Annotated in this window: 14 protein-coding genes; 8 read left to right on the top strand and 6 right to left on the bottom strand. The window is 61.4% G+C overall.

Features of this window, described 5'->3' with window-relative positions; translation table 11 throughout:
• Positions 1 to 37: 37 nt before the first annotated feature.
• Together eat and exaC are read right to left on the bottom strand one after the other, a co-directional pair.
• Complete coding sequence (gene eat / locus JJD66_RS02855) at positions 38 to 1,471, bottom strand: ethanolamine permease (protein ID WP_003194515.1); 1,434 nt, start codon at positions 1,469 to 1,471, stop codon at positions 38 to 40.
• Positions 1,472 to 1,627: 156 nt separating this feature from the next.
• Positions 1,628 to 3,148, bottom strand: coding sequence for an acetaldehyde dehydrogenase ExaC (exaC, locus tag JJD66_RS02850; RefSeq protein WP_200647561.1), 1,521 nt, complete (start codon positions 3,146 to 3,148; stop codon positions 1,628 to 1,630).
• A 272-nt stretch (positions 3,149 to 3,420) separates the two neighbouring features.
• Between exaC and JJD66_RS02845 the strand changes: the two genes are divergently transcribed.
• The 4 genes from JJD66_RS02845 to JJD66_RS02830 all read left to right on the top strand — a co-directional run bounded on the left by JJD66_RS02845 (position 3,421) and on the right by JJD66_RS02830 (position 7,792).
• Positions 3,421 to 5,331 (top strand): sigma-54-dependent Fis family transcriptional regulator, encoded by a 1,911-nt coding sequence (locus tag JJD66_RS02845; protein ID WP_200647560.1) that lies wholly within the window; start codon positions 3,421 to 3,423, stop codon positions 5,329 to 5,331.
• Between the two features lie 208 nt (positions 5,332 to 5,539).
• A complete protein-coding gene (gene mpl, locus JJD66_RS02840; RefSeq protein ID WP_200647559.1) occupies positions 5,540 to 6,889 on the top strand; it encodes a UDP-N-acetylmuramate:L-alanyl-gamma-D-glutamyl-meso-diaminopimelate ligase in 1,350 nt (449 codons plus the stop codon).
• The gene (gene ubiX, locus JJD66_RS02835) at positions 6,886 to 7,515 is read left to right on the top strand and encodes a flavin prenyltransferase UbiX (protein WP_032895136.1); all 630 of its coding nucleotides are present in this window, start codon (positions 6,886 to 6,888) and stop codon (positions 7,513 to 7,515) included. The genes mpl and ubiX overlap by 4 nt, the downstream gene beginning before the upstream one ends.
• On the top strand, positions 7,508 to 7,792 hold the full coding sequence (locus JJD66_RS02830; protein WP_003194502.1) for a YceK/YidQ family lipoprotein: 285 nt from the start codon (positions 7,508 to 7,510) through the stop codon (positions 7,790 to 7,792). The genes ubiX and JJD66_RS02830 overlap by 8 nt, the downstream gene beginning before the upstream one ends.
• 679 nt (positions 7,793 to 8,471) lie before the next feature.
• Here the strand turns inward: JJD66_RS02830 and JJD66_RS02825 are convergent.
• From JJD66_RS02825 to JJD66_RS02815, 3 genes are all read right to left on the bottom strand, one after another.
• Entirely contained in the window at positions 8,472 to 9,113 is a 642-nt protein-coding gene (locus JJD66_RS02825; RefSeq protein WP_105228673.1) for an oxidoreductase, read from the bottom strand.
• A gap of 30 nt (positions 9,114 to 9,143) precedes the next feature.
• Entirely contained in the window at positions 9,144 to 10,862 is a 1,719-nt protein-coding gene (locus JJD66_RS02820) for a C13 family peptidase (RefSeq protein WP_054896193.1), read from the bottom strand.
• Between the two features lie 196 nt (positions 10,863 to 11,058).
• Complete coding sequence (locus tag JJD66_RS02815) at positions 11,059 to 11,514, bottom strand: MaoC family dehydratase (RefSeq protein ID WP_003194496.1); 456 nt, start codon at positions 11,512 to 11,514, stop codon at positions 11,059 to 11,061.
• Positions 11,515 to 11,697: 183 nt separating this feature from the next.
• Here JJD66_RS02815 and JJD66_RS02810 point away from each other — a divergent pair, with 183 nt between their 5' ends.
• The 4 genes from JJD66_RS02810 to JJD66_RS02795 all read left to right on the top strand — a co-directional run bounded on the left by JJD66_RS02810 (position 11,698) and on the right by JJD66_RS02795 (position 13,693).
• The gene (locus tag JJD66_RS02810; RefSeq protein ID WP_003194494.1) at positions 11,698 to 12,051 is read left to right on the top strand and encodes a CidA/LrgA family protein; all 354 of its coding nucleotides are present in this window, start codon (positions 11,698 to 11,700) and stop codon (positions 12,049 to 12,051) included.
• Complete coding sequence (locus tag JJD66_RS02805) at positions 12,048 to 12,764, top strand: LrgB family protein (RefSeq protein WP_034126899.1); 717 nt, start codon at positions 12,048 to 12,050, stop codon at positions 12,762 to 12,764. Before JJD66_RS02810 ends, JJD66_RS02805 begins: the two co-directional genes overlap by 4 nt.
• Positions 12,765 to 12,786: 22 nt before the next feature.
• Positions 12,787 to 13,377 carry an LON peptidase substrate-binding domain-containing protein gene (locus JJD66_RS02800; RefSeq protein ID WP_054896191.1) on the top strand — a complete coding sequence of 197 codons (591 nt, stop codon included), beginning with the start codon at positions 12,787 to 12,789 and terminating at the stop codon, positions 13,375 to 13,377.
• Positions 13,378 to 13,477: 100 nt separating this feature from the next.
• Positions 13,478 to 13,693: a hypothetical protein gene (locus tag JJD66_RS02795; RefSeq protein WP_198715273.1), complete on the top strand. Its 216-nt coding sequence runs from the start codon at positions 13,478 to 13,480 to the stop codon at positions 13,691 to 13,693.
• Here JJD66_RS02795 and JJD66_RS02790 read toward each other — a convergent pair.
• Positions 13,687 to 15,003: a bifunctional DedA family/phosphatase PAP2 family protein gene (locus JJD66_RS02790; RefSeq protein WP_200647558.1), complete on the bottom strand. Its 1,317-nt coding sequence runs from the start codon at positions 15,001 to 15,003 to the stop codon at positions 13,687 to 13,689. The genes JJD66_RS02795 and JJD66_RS02790 overlap by 7 nt on opposite strands.
• Positions 15,004 to 15,029 lie beyond the last annotated feature (26 nt).

Raw genomic sequence — 15,029 nt, 5'->3', positions numbered from 1 at the left:
TGCTGTGGGCAAGACGCCGCGTCGAGGTTTTCGGCAGTTAGTGCAGGGCGGCCTCTGCGGCCTGGATCGCCGCGAATTCCTCTTCCGGCGTGCCTGCTACCAAGTGATGCCGGCTGTAGAAAGCAAAGTAAGCAATTAATACTCCATAGATGATCGCCGCGCCAATCACCACGCGCGGGTCCACCAGAAAGCCTGCCACTACTGCCACGCAAGCCAGCACCAGCGCCACGCCCGAGGTGAAGATGCCACCCGGCGTGCGGTATGGCCGCTCCATTTTAGGGCGACGAATGCGCAGGGTGATGTGGGCGGCCATCATCAATACGTAGGAAATGGTGGCGCCAAACACCGCCACCAGGATCAGCAAGTCACCCTGGCCGGTCAGCGACAGGCCAAAGCCGATAATGCCTGGGATCACCAGTGCCAATACTGGCGCCTTGCTCTTGTTGGTCTCGGACAATTTGCGCGGCAGGTAACCGGCACGGGACAAGGCAAAGATCTGTCGCGAATAGGCGTAGATAATCGAGAAAAAGCTCGCGATCAAACCGGCCAGGCCGACCAGGTTGACGAAGCTGCCCATCCAGGTGGAACCGCCGTAGGACAATGCCAAGGCTTCAACCAGCGGGTTGCCGGACTTGATCAGCGCGTAAGTCCCCGCACCGCCCGGCGCGATCACCAGGATCAACAGGGCAAAACTGGTCAGCACCACAATCGCGCCGATCAGCCCGCGCGGCAGGTCGCGCTTGGGGTTCTTGGTTTCTTCAGCGGCCAGCGGCACGCCTTCCACCGCCAGGAAAAACCAGATGGCATAAGGGATCGCGGCCCACACGCCGACGTAGCCGAACGGCAGGAAGCTGCTGGCGCCCTTGGCCTCGGTCACGGGTATATCCAGCAGGTTGGCGACGTTGAAGTGCGGCACCATCGACACCAGGAACACGCCCAGGGCAATCGCGGCGACAGCGGTGATCACGAACATCAGCTTCAAGGCTTCGCCCACACCAAAGATGTGGATGCCGATAAAGATGATGTAGAACGCCAGGTAGATCATCCAGCCGCCAATGCCGAACAACGACTCGCAATAGGCGCCGATAAACACTGCGATGGCGGCGGGGGCGATGGCGTATTCGATAAGGATGGCAGTACCCGTGAGGAACCCGCCCCAAGGGCCGAATGCGCTGCGGGCAAAACCGTAGCCACCGCCAGCAGTGGGGATCATGGAGGACAGCTCGGCCAGGGAAAAGCACATGCACAGGTACATGGTGGCCATCAGCAAAGTGGCGAGGAACATGCCGCCCCAGCCGCCTTGGGCCAGGCCGAAGTTCCAGCCGGCGTAATCGCCGGAAATAACATAGGCGACGCCAAGGCCAACCAGTAGTACCCAGCCGGCGGCGCCTTTTTTCAGTTCGCGTTGTTGAAAATAATCGGTGCCGACTTTTTCGAAGTCGACAGAAGAACCAGTGGGTTCGCTAGGCATGGGAAGTACCTTTGATTGTTATTGTTTTTAACTCGGCATCTGTGTGCCGAACGAGGTAGCAATTACTGGCGAAGTTCAAGTGTAGGAGCAGGCAAGCCAGCTCCCAAACTTGATTGCATTTCAAGTTGGGAGCGGGTTGCTTGTTATGAGGCTAAGTTAGAAAAAGCCCAACGGATTAATGTCGTAGCTCACCAGCAAGTTTTTGGTCTGCTGGTAATGATCCAACATCATCTTGTGAGTCTCACGGCCCACGCCAGACTTCTTGTAACCACCAAACGCGGCATGCGCCGGGTACAGGTGGTAGCAGTTGGTCCACACGCGGCCGGCCTTGATCGCCCGGCCCATGCGGTAGGCGCGGTTGATGTCGCGGGTCCACAGGCCGGCGCCCAGGCCGAACTCGGTGTCGTTGGCAATCGCCAGGGCTTCGGCTTCATCCTTGAAAGTGGTGATGCTTACCACCGGGCCGAAGATTTCTTCCTGGAACACACGCATGTCGTTGGTGCCCTTGAGCAGGGTCGGCTGGATGTAATAACCGGTGGCCAGGTCGCCCGTGAGCTTCTCGACCTTGCCGCCGGTGAGCAATTGCGCGCCTTCGCCCTTGGCGATTTCCAGGTAGGACAGGATCTTGTCGAACTGTTGCTCGGACGCTTGGGCGCCGACCATGGTGTCGGTGTCCAGCGGGTCACCACGCTTGATCGACTCGACCTTCTTCATCACCACTTTCATGAAGTCGTCGTAGATCGACTCTTCCACCAGAGCGCGGGAAGGGCAGGTGCACACTTCGCCCTGGTTGAAGAACGCCAGCACCAGGCCTTCGGCGGCTTTTTCGATAAATGCAGGTTCCGCTTTCATGATGTCGGCGAAGAAGATGTTCGGCGACTTGCCGCCCAGCTCGACCGTGGACGGAATGATGTTCTCGGCCGCGGCATGCATGATGTGCGAGCCCACAGGCGTTGAACCGGTAAAAGCGATCTTGGCGATGCGCTTGCTGGTGGCAAGGGCTTCGCCAGCTTCCTTGCCGAAACCGTGCACCACGTTCAGCACGCCCGGTGGCAGCAGGTCGCCGATCAGCTCCATCAGCACGCTGATGCCCAATGGCGTTTGCTCGGCTGGCTTGAGCACCACGCAGTTACCGGCGGCCAGGGCCGGTGCGAGTTTCCACGCGGCCATCAGCAGTGGGAAGTTCCACGGGATGATCTGGCCAACCACACCCAGCGGTTCGTGGAAGTGGTAGGCGGCGGTGAGTTCGTTGATTTCCGCGCTGCTGCCTTCCTGGGCGCGGATGCAGCCAGCGAAGTAGCGGAAGTGGTCGGCGGCCAGAGGGATGTCGGCGTTGAGGGTTTCGCGCACGGCTTTGCCGTTGTCCCAGGTTTCGGTGATGGCCAGCAGTTCGAGGTTTTGCTCGATACGGTCGGCGATTTTCAGCAGTACCAGCGAGCGGTCCTGGGCGCTGGTTTTGCCCCAGGCGTCCGCGGCGGCGTGGGCGGCGTCCAACGCCTTGTCGACGTCTTTGGCGGTGGAGCGCGGGAAGTCGGCAATCGGCTTGCCGTTGACCGGCGAGGTGTTGGAAAAGTAGTTGCCATCGACCGGCGCCACGAACTCGCCGCCGATGTAGTTGCCGTACTTGGCCTTGAACGAAACGATGGCGCCTTCAGTACCGGGGTGTGCATAACGCATGGTGGGCATCTCCTGCTTTTATGTTTATTGGAGTACAGCGCTGCGAGCGCGTTATAAAGCGTAGAGCAAAGGTCGGGCCATCGCCGTGCGGGCCAGCAGAATCAAGAGGTTGGGCTTTGTTGCAAAGCTTTGCCGTGGCGGGAGTGATACAGGCAGGGTGACAGTTTGTGCCACAAACGATACAGCCTGTGACCGGTGGGTCGGGCCGGGATTGCAATGGCCGGATGGCTGGGGGATGCTGGGCGTTCTCACGCAGGGAGAATAATAAGAACATGCATAACGATCATTTCAGTCGCCATGCCCAGCAAGTCTTGACCGTCACCCGTGGCCAAGAGCTTTCCCAAGGGCCTGGCAGCGACCCGTCCATCGCACGCTCCTGGCTGCGCTGCGTGGAGGATTACCACCTCGACCCGGCGCTGACCATCGCGCCCACCGTGCTCGAGCACGGGCGCTTGCTGGAAAGTCGCGAGCGCCTGCGCCAAGTGCTGCACATCGCCGGCAGCGAAATGAACAGCCTGCACCAACAACTCTCCGGCGCCGGTCATGCGGTGCTGCTCACCGATGCGCGTGGGGTGATCCTCAACTGTGTCACCGCGCCGTCCGAGCGCAAGATCTTCGAGCGCGCCGGCTTATGGCTGGGCGCTGACTGGAGCGAAGCCTGCGAAGGCACCAACGGCATCGGCACCTGCCTGGTGGAGCGGCAGTCATTGACGATCCACCGTGACGAGCATTTTCGCGGCCGTCATACCGGGCTGACCTGTTCGGCGAGCCCCGTGTTCGACCCTCATGGTGAATTGCTGGCGGTGCTGGATGTGTCCTCGGCCCGCGAAGCCGTGTCGCGCCAGAGCCAGTTCCACACCATGGCGCTGGTGAACCTGTCGGCCAAGATGATCGAAAGTTGCTACTTCCTGCGCCACTTCGAACACCACTGGCTGCTGCGTTTTCACCTGCAGGCCGAGTCGGTCGGGTTATTCAGCGAAGGCTTGCTGGCGTTCGATGGTGAAGGGCGCATTTGTGCGGTCAACCAGAGCGCTCTGAACCTGTTGGGGCAGCTACGCGGCGGCTTGGTGGGCCAGCCGGTGGAAGCATTTTTCGACTGCTCCCTGGATCAGTTGCTGGGCCGGGCCAGCGCGAATGCCACGGCCAGTTGGCCGCTGCGCACCCGCGATGGTCGGCCTTTGTTTGCAGCGCTGCGAGGCCAGCCGCGCAGTGTGCCGGTACCCCTCATCAAGCCGCAGGCGCCACGGCCTTTGGGTATCTGCGTGGGCGACCCGGCGTTGCAAAATGAGCTACGCAAGGCCTCGCGAGTGTTCGAGCGCGACGTGCCCTTGCTGATCAACGGCGAAACCGGCTGCGGTAAAGAAGCTTTCGCCAAGGCCGTGCATCAGGGTAGCCAGCGGGGCGATAAGGCCTTTGTTGCGCTGAACTGTGCGGCGATTCCAGAAAACCTGATCGAGAGCGAATTGTTTGGCTATCGCGCCGGCAGTTTCACCGGCGCCCTTAAAGAAGGCATGCGCGGCAAACTGCAACAGGCCGACGGCGGCACGTTGTTTCTCGACGAAATCGGCGACATGCCCCTGGCGTTGCAAACCCGCCTGTTACGGGTGCTGGAGGATCGCCTGGTGGTGCCTATCGGCGGCGAACCTCAAGCGGTGAACGTGCGCATCATCAGCGCCACGCACCGAAATTTGCTGGAGCGCGTGGCCGATGGCAGCTTTCGCGAAGACCTGTATTACCGCTTGAACGGCTTGGAAGTGGCCCTGCCGCCGTTGCGCGAACGCAGTGACAAGTCGCAACTGTTGGACTTCCTCCTGGCCCAGGAAGCGGGCACCGAGCAGGTGCTGCTGGACGAACCTGCGCGCCAGGCCTTGCTAGCATTCCAATGGCCCGGCAACCTGCGGCAGTTGCGTACGGTGTTGCGCACGGTAGTGGCGCTCTGTGAGGGCGGGCGAGTCGGTCTTGAAGACTTGCCGGCCCTGATTCGCCAAGCGCAGCCGCAAGGGGCGAGGGTGGATGCGCCATGCGTGTCGCCGCTGGAGAACGCCGAGCGCCAGGCATTGCTCAACGCGTTGGCGCAGCAGCGCTGGCATATGAGCCATGTGGCTGAACAGTTGGGGGTCAGTCGCAATACGCTGTACCGCAAGTTACGCAAACATGGCATTTCACGGGACGCCATGCAGTAAGGGGCGCTGTCGGAGTAACCTGATTATTGCGAACTGCTCGTTTTTTGTCTCACGCGCTACCTTGAAAGACGCTGAGCTTAAAAACGCCGGCAGCGCGGTTTAAGAGCTCCCTTGTGCCGGATCCTACCGGCGAGCGTTTCGTGCTCAGCTAAAGCGTGCGAACTTTCCCACCCTACGCTAACCTGCCTCGATGTTTACGAGGTCAACTATGCACATTCATATTCTGGGTATCTGCGGTACGTTCATGGGTTCGATGGCGGTTCTGGCCAAAGAGCTGGGCCATCACGTAACAGGCTCCGATGCCAATGTTTATCCACCCATGAGCACGCAGCTACAGGCGCAAGGGATTGAGCTGACCCAAGGTTACGACCCTTCGCAATTCGACCCTGTGCCGGACCTGGTCGTCATCGGCAACGCCATGTCTCGCGGTAACCCGGCGGTGGAATACGTACTGAACAAAGGCTTGCCTTACGTCTCCGGCCCCCAGTGGCTGGCGGACCATGTGCTGCAGGGCCGTTGGGTCCTGGCAGTGGCCGGCACTCACGGCAAGACCACCACCAGCAGCATGCTCGCCTGGGTGCTGGAGCATGCGGGCATGACCCCGGGTTTCCTGATTGGCGGTGTGCCGCAGAACTTCTCGGTGTCGGCGCGCCTTGGGGAGACGCCGTTTTTTGTGATCGAGGCCGATGAATACGACAGCGCCTTTTTCGACAAGCGCTCCAAGTTCGTCCATTACCGCCCACGCACGGCGATCCTGAACAACCTTGAGTTCGATCACGCGGATATCTTTCCCGATCTGCCGGCGATTGAGCGCCAGTTCCACCACTTGGTGCGCACTATTCCAAGTGAGGGCCTTGTCATTCATCCCACCACCGAGCCTGCGTTGCAGCGTGTGATCGACATGGGCTGCTGGACCCCGGTGCAAACCACCGGCGCGGACGGGCAGTGGCAGGCGAGGTTGCTCAGCGAAGACGGTTCGCGGTTTGAAGTGCTGTTCGAAGGCCAGCCCCAAGGCATCGTCGATTGGGGCATGACCGGCCAACACAACGTGGCCAACGCTTTGGTGAGCCTGGCTGCCGCTCGGCATGTTGGCGTGGTGCCAGCCATGGGCATTGCCGCCTTGAGCGCGTTCAAGAGTGTGAAGCGGCGCATGGAGAAAGTCGCTGAAGTAAATGGAATTACCATCTACGACGACTTTGCCCACCACCCGACCGCAATTGCCACCACCCTGGATGGCCTGCGCAAGCGCGTCGGCGATGCGCAGATCATTGCCATCGTCGAGCCGCGCTCCAACTCCATGAAGCTGGGCGCGCACCGTGATGGCCTGCCCGAGAGCGTCAACGATGCCGACCAGGTGGTGTGGTATGCGCCGGCCAACCTCGGCTGGGATTTGCCCGCGATTGCTGCGCTATGCACCGTGCCCTCCACAGTCTGCGATTCGTTGGAAGGCATCATTGAGCATGTGAAATCCTTGGCCCAGCCCGGCACCCACGTGGTGGTCATGAGCAACGGCGGCTTTGGCGGCCTGCACGGCAAGCTGGCCGAGGCACTGAAATGAGCGGGCCGGAACGCATCACCCTGGCGATGACCGGCGCATCCGGTGCGCCCTACGGCTTGCGCCTGCTCGACTGCCTGGTGCGTGAAGACCGTGAGGTGCATTTTCTGATCTCCAAGGCGGCGCAATTGGTGCTGGCGACTGAGACCGATGTCGCGCTGCCTTCCAAGGTGCAGATGATGCAGGCATTCCTCACCGAGTACACCGGCGCAGCGGCGGGGCAGATCAAGGTCTACGGCAAAGAGGACTGGATGTCGCCGGTAGCCTCAGGCTCCGGTGCGCCAGCGGCGATGGTGGTGGTGCCGTGTTCCACCGGCACCTTGTCGGCGATTGCCACGGGCGCCTGCAACAACCTGATCGAACGGGCGGCGGATGTGACCTTGAAGGAGCGCCGCCAGTTGATCCTGGTGCCGCGCGAAGCGCCGTATTCGAGCATTCACCTGGAGCACATGCTCAAGTTGTCGAACATGGGCGTGACCATCCTGCCCGCGTCGCCTGGTTTCTATCACCAGCCACAGACCATTGATGACCTGGTGGACTTTGTGGTGGCGCGCATTCTCAACCTGTTGAACATTCCCCAGGACATGTTGCCGCGTTGGGGCGAGCACCATCTGGGCGGCGATGAATAAAGCACTGCTGCTGTTGATGGCGCTGCAACTCACCGGCTGTGCCACCGCGCGCACGCTGGATGCCGCGCAACCGGGCGCCCCGGTGGTGTATGCCGGCACACGCCTGGATCTGTACGCGATCAATGGCGGCTGCTGCGCCAAGGACCGCTTTGGTGCCGAGGCCCCGAGCTACCCCCATCTCGACCTGCCGGCCAGCGCGTTGCTCGATACCTTATTGTTGCCACTGTCGGTGTTGACGGTGCTGGGTGTGGGCTTCAACGCCACGGGCGGGCTGTAAGTTAGTGGCTGCCTGGGCCGGCCCCATCGCGGCATAGGTATCTACACAACTTCGGCACGACGCTAAATCTGTGGCGAGGGAGCTTGCTCCCGTGACGGCCTGGCAGCCGACACAGATATAGCTGATGCCCCGCGATCCAATGTGGGAGCTGGCTTGCCTGCGAAGACGGCCTGACAGTCAACACAGTTGGACCGTGTACATATCCATTCCTGCGGTAACGGCCACTTAGGGTTCCGCCCTGACGGCGGCTCACTTTGCAAAAGCGGCAAAGTAAGCAAAACGCTCTTGCCCCACCACTCGGCACCTCGCTTAGGCTCGGCGTGCCCGTAATCCGCCAGTGATTTGGGGGGCCGCCGCCACGCGCCATCCATGGCGCGGGGCGGCTAAACCGGCATCCCTGCCAGTTTACCCCCCAAATCACTGTCGAATTCCGGCCAGCGTGGTTTAACGGGGCGCCTAAGATCAAAAGCAGATCAAGATCAAGAGCGGCTCGCGTCGCATCGTGGTTACCGTTGAGCTAACAGAGTTATGTAGATACCTATGCCCATCGCGGGCAAGCCCGGCTCCCACAGTGGATCGAATTCCAGATAGGAGGGCTGCAGATCATTCTTACTGGGGAATGCATTTCAAGTGTGGGAGCAGGCTTGCCTGCGATGAGGCCAGTACAAGCGCTGCATCATTACTTGCCGAGCTTGCGCAACTCGTCCGATTCCACCACCCGCACGCCATCCTGTTCCTCCAGCGCCAGGCGCCACATGGCGCGGGCCAGTTCGCAGACTTCAATACCGTGGTACTTACCGGGAATCAGTCGTGACAGCGGCCCGGCCAACTGCTCGGCCAGGCGCGGTTCCAACCGCTCCCCCAGCAGCAGCGATGGACGTACGATGGTCAACTGCGGCCAGTCTTGCGCTCTCAGCGCCAGTTCCATTTCCCCCTTGACCCGGTTGTAGAACACCGAGGATTTCGGGTCGGCGCCAATCGCACTGATCACGATCAGATGCCGCGCGCCCAGTTCCCGTGCGCGCTTGGCGAAGGCCACCACCATGTCCAGGTCGACCGCACGGAACGCCGCTTCCGAGCCGGCCTTTTTGATCGTGCTGCCCAGGCAGCAGAAGGCAATATCCACGCGGCCGCTCAGTTGCGGCAGGAACACCGCCGGGTCGCCCACCGGGTTTTCCAGGCGTGGATGTTCAGCCAATGGTTTGCGGCTGGGTGCCAGCACGCGGGTCACGGTGGGTTCGTTGAGCAGGCGGTCGAGCAGGTGTTCGCCAGTGAGGCCGGAAGCCCCGGCCAGCAAGATATGCTGCGGTGTCAGGTACATGGTGTTTCCCCCCTTGTTACACGTTACAGCTTAGTTGCCTTTGGCTTCCTTGCTATTCATTGAGACGCTTTCGAGCGCCTTTCGTGCCTGCTGTTTACGTAATAATTGCCAATGGGCGATCACGCCTTTAGGGGCCCAGATCTGCGGTTCGGAGGCTTCGAAGTTGTCCGCCTGTTCGCGTTCGGCCACGTGCAGTTGCGCCAGTTTGAAGGCGTGTTGCAAATCATCCGTCTGGTTGAAAGCTTGTGCGAAAAGGGCATCACCGAAGTAGGTGAAGTCTGCTTCTTCCGAGCAGCCGAATGACACGCGGTCTGCACGGGAGGCGGTCATGATCAGGGTGCGCTCATCTTTGAGCGCCGGTATGAAACCGCCGGAGTAACACGCGGAGATCACGATGACCTTGTCGCGGTTTTTCAGCGGTGCGAGCACGGCGGCCAGCTCGTCGGCGGGCAGGTCGGCCAGTTCCATGCGCGGTTGGTCGAGCACCAGCTCATGCTCATGGGTGCCATGGCTGGTCATGTAAATGAACACCAGGTCTTCCGGTCCGGTCCGTTCGGCCAGGGTTTGCACCGAGCGGCGCAGGCTTTCGCGGGTGGCCAGGGGGCGGTCGGCGATATGGTCGCGGTGGTTGACCAGGCGCACCTGCCCGCGCGCGCCGAAGCGGGTGGCGAGCAGGTTGCTGACGTAGTCGGCCTCGCGCAGGAATACGCTTTGCTTGCCGTCGCCGGCCAGCACCAAGGTGTATAGCTCCACGGCCGGAGTGGACGCGGGCACTGTCGCCAGGGCGTCATCGAGCAAGCGGCCTTGAGCCAGTATGCCGGTCTCCAGAGGGTCGGGCAGCAGCTTGCCCTCGGCGTCGCGCACGCGCAGGCCGTTGACCCAGGTGCCGGACTGCACGGTGCCGTCGGTGAGTACCAGGGTGCCACGGCCTTGATAGTTGTCGCTGTCGAAGCCACCGATATAGAAACTGCCATCGGTGAGGTTCAGGCGCCCTTCGCCGGTAAAGCGCCAGTCACTGAACTGGCCGACATAGTGGCTGCCATCGACCCCGATCAATTCGCCTTTGCCGGTCAGCGCGCCTTCCTTGAACTGGCCGATCCACACATCGCCGTCGGCGTTCTCGTAGCGACCTTTGCCATTGAGCTGGTTCTGTTTGAACTGGCCGACATAGATATCGCCTTCGGCGCTATTGAAAGTGCCATTGCCTTCCAGTTGGCCATCGACAAAGCGGCCGCTGAACTGGTTGCCGCTGTCGTCATTGCGCTGGCCTTCGCCATTGGGCTTGCCGTGGGCGAACTGGCCCTGGTACTGGCTGCCGTCGGCCAGTTCCAGGCGGCCGAGGCCTGAGTACTGGTCGTCCTGGAATTCGCCGCGATAAGTCATCTGCCCCTCTTTGAGGGTGCCTTCGCCGTTGCGTCGGCCGTTCTTGAAACCGCCCACGTAGCTGCTGCCCGAGGTGGTCAGGCTACCCTGGCCATCAAACAGGCCCTGCTTGAATTCGCCTTTATAGACTTCGCCATTGCTGCCATGCCATTCGCCCTGGCCGTGCCACTGGCCTTTGTCGAACTGGCCGGCGTACCAACTGCCATTGGGGTAGTCCACACGGCCTTGGCCTTGCAGCAAACCGTTGACCACATCGCCACGGTAGCGGCCGCCATCGGGCAAACGCGCATCGGGCGGCAACAGCGATTCGCCGTCTCCGCAAGCGGTGAGCAACAGGGCAAGGGCAAGAGGAGCGAGTGGGCGCATAGCGGGATCCGGATAATTGAGCGCCGAGTATGCCGTAGCCGGGGTGCCGAACCTAGTGGTCTATGCGCAGGATCTACCACCTGTAGGAGCGGGCTTGCCCGCGAAAAACTCACAGGCGCCGCATTTGTTCAGCAAGCACGCGTTATCGCTGACGACCTTCGCGAGCAAGCTCGCTCCTACAGTTGGGGGGTGGCGATCATACGAAGCAGAGTGACAGCGACTCGGCAATGTAGGCCGGCTTCTCCTGGCCTTCGATTTCCAGGGTGGCGGTGGCCTTGAACAGCCATTGGCCCGGTTTTTTCTCGGTGACGTCAGTGAGGGTGACGTTCAGGCGCACCTTGGAGTTCACTTTCACCGGCTGGATAAAGCGCACGCTGTCCAGGCCGTAGTTGACGGCCATCTTCAAGCCTTCGGGCATGATCAGGATGTCTTCCATCAGCTTGGGCATCAGCGACAGCGACAGGAACCCGTGGGCGATAGTGCTGCCGAACGGGGTCTGCGCCGCCTTGACCGGGTCGACGTGGATGAACTGATGATCGCCCGTGGCTTCCGCGAACAGGTTGATACGCGCCTGGTCGATGGTGAGCCATTCGGAACGTCCCAGTTCCTTTCCGACGTAATCTTTGAGCTGCGCTACGGGTACATAGGGCATTGCGTCTCTCCTTGGTTCATCACTTATGTGCCCGTTGATAAGGGGCGTTTTTATGGGTTACAGAGAACCAATGTAGATCATCATGGGCATTCAGCCTGGTCAACCCAACATGCTTTTGGCGAATGCCGGAGCATAGGGCGGGCATGCTTATAATGCGCGCGAGTTTTGAGGGGGGAGAGCGGGATGCTGTTACGTGGCCTGACCTGGCTGGTGCTGTTTCAACTGATCGGCACCGCGATCAATCATTTGCTGGTGCCGGTACTCCCGGGGCCGATCATCGGCTTGTTGCTGATGCTGGGCTTTCTGGTCTGGCGCGGTGAAGTCGGCGAGCCCCTGAGCTTGGCGGCCGGCAGCCTGTTGCGTTACCTGCCGCTGCTGCTGGTGCCGCCGGCCGTGGGAGTGATGGTGTATGCCAAGGACATCGTGGCGGATTTCTGGGCCATCGTCGGGGCGCTGGTGCTGTCGCTGGTGATCGCCATGGGCTTTGTCGGTGTGCTGATGCAGCAGATGGTCAAGCGCAAGGAGAAGGACCAATGATCCTCGACTGGCAGGGCGCCTGGACGGCGGTCATTCATCACCCGCTGTTCGGTATCGGTATCACTCTGGGCGCCTATCAGCTGGTGCTGGCGGGGTTCGAGAAAACCCGCTGGATCTTCCTGCAGCCGGTGCTGGTGTCGATGTTGCTGGTGATCGGCGTGCTGCTCACCTGCGGGCTGAGCTACGCCGAATACCGCAAGAGTACCGAGATCATGGGCATCCTGCTTGGGCCTGCGACCGTGGCCCTGGCGGTGCCGCTTTATCTGAACCTGCGACGGATTCGCCAATTGTTCTGGCCGATATTTACTACGCTGGTGGTAGGCGGGGTATTGGCCACCGGCCTTTGTGTGGCGTTGGGATGGTGGTTCGGGGCCGAGCACAGGGTGCTGATGACCATGGCGCCCAAGTCGGTCACCTCGCCGATTGCCATGCTGGTGGCCGAACAGATCGGCGGCGTGGCGGCCTTGGCGGCGGTGTTTGTATTGATCACTGGGGTGGTCGGCGCGATGATCGGTCCAGCGCTCTTGTCGCGCCTGGGTGTACGCAGCCCCGAAGCGCGGGGCATGGCCCTGGGCATGACCGCCCACGCTGTCGGCACTTCGGTAGCCCTGCAGGAAAGCGAAGAATGCGGCGCCTTCGCGGCGCTGGCCATGAGTTTGATGGGCGTGGCCACGGCGGTGTTCCTGCCGTTGGCGGTGTCGGTCATTGTTTAACCCAGGTTTTAAGGAAACCGTTATGAGTCTGGCGCTATTCCCCCTCAACACTGTGCTGTTCCCGGGCTGCACCCTCGACTTGCAGATATTTGAGGCGCGCTACCTGGACATGATCGGCCGTTGCATGAAAAAGGGCGAAGGCTTTGGTGTGGTGTGCATCCTGGATGGCTCAGAGGTAGGCACGGCCCCGGACGGTTATGCGCTTGTCGGTTGTGAAGCGCTGATTCGTGACTTCAAACAGCAGGACAACGGCCTGCTGGGCATTCGCGTCGAAGGTGGCCGTCGTTTCCGCGTGCGTGAGGCCGGCGTGCAGAAAGACCAGTTGCTGGTAGCTGATGTGCAATGGCTGCAAGAATTGCCGGACCAGCCGCTGGGCGAAGAGGACGCCGACTTGCTGGCGTTGCTTGAGGCTCTGGCCGAGCACCCGATGGTGGCCTCGCTGGACATGGGCGGCCAGGCCGAAGGCCAGCAAGCCCTGAGCAATCAGTTGGCCTATCTGCTTCCATTTAACGAGGCCGACAAGATCGACTTGCTGCAACTGGACGACCCAGGGCAACGCCTGGATGCGATCCAGCTGTTGCTCGATGAATTGCAGGGCGAGCTGTTCACCTGATGTTCGGATTTGCCTTACAGGACTTTCAGACTTTGCTCGGTCGCCTCCACTGCGCCGCCTGCACTATTTTCCGATCGCACAACAATGATCGGAGATAACCATGATTCGGCTGACCCCCTCGGAACAAGTCGCGTGGGACGCTTATTTTGTCAGCGTGACCACGCAATTACTCCAGCAGGAAGCCACGCGTGGCGCAGAGTACATCACCGAGCGCGCCGCCGAAATGGCCGATGAGATGCTGCTGGAGCGCCGCGAGCGTTGCGCTGAACGGCGCAGCGCCTCCGTGGGCTGGATCGGCCCGGCCAAGGGTCAATAGGCGTACCTGAGCAGTGCGTGGGGCGTACCGGTAAAGGCGATGAAACCGAGCACGGCCACCACGGCGGGCAGCACCAGCCACCAGGCTTTTTGCGACATGGCTGGCAATGGGTTGCGGTGCTCGATCGCCGTCAGGCTGAACGCACACACGGTCATTGCCAGCAAGGTGCCGGCCAGGATGTCCGTGGGCCAATGGGCGCCCAGGTACACCCGCGACAAGGCAATGAACGCCGCGGGAATGCAGCCCAGCAGCATCCAGGTCAGGCGCAGCCGCGTAGGTTGGCCGCGACCGGCCAATACCGCGAGCGCCAGGAAGAAGGCAAAGGCCCCGGAGGCATGGCCGCTGGGCATGCTGAAGCTGGTCAGCGGGTCCGTTAGGATTTCCGGGCGGCCACGGGCGAAAAACAGCTTGGTGCCGGTGTTGATCACTGCCGCGCCAGCGAGGGTGGCGCCGACAAACACGGCGTGGCGCCACTGCCGTGCCAACAGCAACAGGCCAGTGAACACGGCGCTGGCGAAAAACATCTTCTTGAACTCACCCAGTTGGGTGACCCGCACCATCACCTCGTCCAGCCACGGGCTGCGATGTTCCTGCACCAGTGCGCTCAGGCCCTGGTCGAAGTCATTGAGATGGGGGTAGCCGATAAACAGCGCGATCAACAACACCAGGCTGGCGCAACCAATCCACAAGGTGGTGCGCCGATGCCCGCGCCAACTGCTGTTCAAACTTATCCCCAGCAGTACCGCCAGGCACGCCGCGATAATCGCCGCTTCCGGCCAGAAGCCTTCCGGCAAGGGCAGACGGAACGCGGCGCCGGCAGCCCAGCCCGGCAGCAGATAGGCCACGGTCCAACCCGCTGCGGCAATGATGCTCACAGCGGCAAAGCGCGGGAAGGGCATGTCGCACATGCCGGCGACCATGGGCAGCATGGGACGCAATGGGCCGATGAAGCGCCCGACCAACAAGCTGGCGATTCCGTACTTGTGGAAGTAGGTTTCTGCGCCGTTCATCCATTCAGGATGCTGGCGCAGGCCGGGCAGGCGCCGGATGTTCTGATGGAAATGGCGGCCCAGGTAATAGGAAACGCCGTCGCCCAATAAGCCGCCGAGGAAGCCCAGCAGCAGGGTTTCACTCAGCGACAGCGCACCGCTGCCAGCCAACGCGGCGATTGCAAACAGCAATACCGTGCCTGGCACGATCAACCCGGCAATCGCCAGGCATTCCACGCACGCGACGATAAACACTGCCGCTGCCAGCCATTGTGGGTTGAGGGTCAACCAGCCGGTGATGCTATCGAGCCATTGGCCCATACAATCCACTCCATGCATACAAAACA

Origin of the sequence: Pseudomonas sp. MF6751 (assembly GCF_016613265.1) — a bacterium.
GTDB classification, from domain to species: domain Bacteria; phylum Pseudomonadota; class Gammaproteobacteria; order Pseudomonadales; family Pseudomonadaceae; genus Aquipseudomonas; species Aquipseudomonas fluorescens_BV.
This window is presented reverse-complemented; position numbering and strand designations above follow the sequence as displayed.

What these genes read in the sequence shown, in the direction of transcription:
- eat (WP_003194515.1), bottom strand. Translation starts at nt 1,471, where the DNA reads ATGCCTAGCGAACCCACTGGTTCTTCTGTCGACTTCGAAAAAGTCGGC.
- exaC (WP_200647561.1), bottom strand. Translation starts at nt 3,148, where the DNA reads ATGCGTTATGCACACCCCGGTACTGAAGGCGCCATCGTTTCGTTCAAG.
- JJD66_RS02845 (WP_200647560.1), top strand. Translation starts at nt 3,421, where the DNA reads ATGCATAACGATCATTTCAGTCGCCATGCCCAGCAAGTCTTGACCGTC.
- mpl (WP_200647559.1), top strand. Translation starts at nt 5,540, where the DNA reads ATGCACATTCATATTCTGGGTATCTGCGGTACGTTCATGGGTTCGATG.
- ubiX (WP_032895136.1), top strand. Translation starts at nt 6,886, where the DNA reads ATGAGCGGGCCGGAACGCATCACCCTGGCGATGACCGGCGCATCCGGT.
- JJD66_RS02830 (WP_003194502.1), top strand. Translation starts at nt 7,508, where the DNA reads ATGAATAAAGCACTGCTGCTGTTGATGGCGCTGCAACTCACCGGCTGT.
- JJD66_RS02825 (WP_105228673.1), bottom strand. Translation starts at nt 9,113, where the DNA reads ATGTACCTGACACCGCAGCATATCTTGCTGGCCGGGGCTTCCGGCCTC.
- JJD66_RS02820 (WP_054896193.1), bottom strand. Translation starts at nt 10,862, where the DNA reads ATGCGCCCACTCGCTCCTCTTGCCCTTGCCCTGTTGCTCACCGCTTGC.
- JJD66_RS02815 (WP_003194496.1), bottom strand. Translation starts at nt 11,514, where the DNA reads ATGCCCTATGTACCCGTAGCGCAGCTCAAAGATTACGTCGGAAAGGAA.
- JJD66_RS02810 (WP_003194494.1), top strand. Translation starts at nt 11,698, where the DNA reads ATGCTGTTACGTGGCCTGACCTGGCTGGTGCTGTTTCAACTGATCGGC.
- JJD66_RS02805 (WP_034126899.1), top strand. Translation starts at nt 12,048, where the DNA reads ATGATCCTCGACTGGCAGGGCGCCTGGACGGCGGTCATTCATCACCCG.
- JJD66_RS02800 (WP_054896191.1), top strand. Translation starts at nt 12,787, where the DNA reads ATGAGTCTGGCGCTATTCCCCCTCAACACTGTGCTGTTCCCGGGCTGC.
- JJD66_RS02795 (WP_198715273.1), top strand. Translation starts at nt 13,478, where the DNA reads ATGATTCGGCTGACCCCCTCGGAACAAGTCGCGTGGGACGCTTATTTT.
- JJD66_RS02790 (WP_200647558.1), bottom strand. Translation starts at nt 15,003, where the DNA reads ATGGGCCAATGGCTCGATAGCATCACCGGCTGGTTGACCCTCAACCCA.